At 42.0% G+C, this 288-nt stretch carries 1 protein-coding gene; it reads left to right on the plus strand.

What is annotated here, in order from left to right; translation table 11 throughout:
* Positions 1-178, plus strand: a 178-nt coding sequence (gene rpsR / locus CIK04_RS22835; RefSeq protein WP_128824658.1) for a 30S ribosomal protein S18, incomplete at its 5' end; no start/stop codon positions are given.
* Positions 179-288 lie beyond the last annotated feature (110 nt).

The following is a 288-nucleotide window of genomic DNA, read 5'->3' on the forward strand; positions in this document are numbered from 1 at the left end:
CGTACAAGAGATTGATTACAAAGACGTAGCAACTCTTAAAAACTACATCACTGAAGCTGGTAAAATCGTACCTAGCCGTATCACTGGTACTAGCGCTAAGTATCAGCGTCAACTAGCTCGCGCGATCAAGCGTTCTCGTTACCTAGCTCTACTACCGTACACTGACAAGCATCAGTAATCGGTACCGTTTATTAAGAAAGAGGATTAAACAATGCAAGTTATTCTACTTGATAAAATCGGTAACCTAGGTACCTTGGCGACACAGTAAAGTCTAAGTCTGGTTACGCT

The sequence above is a fragment of the Vibrio sp. 03_296 genome, assembly GCF_002265885.1.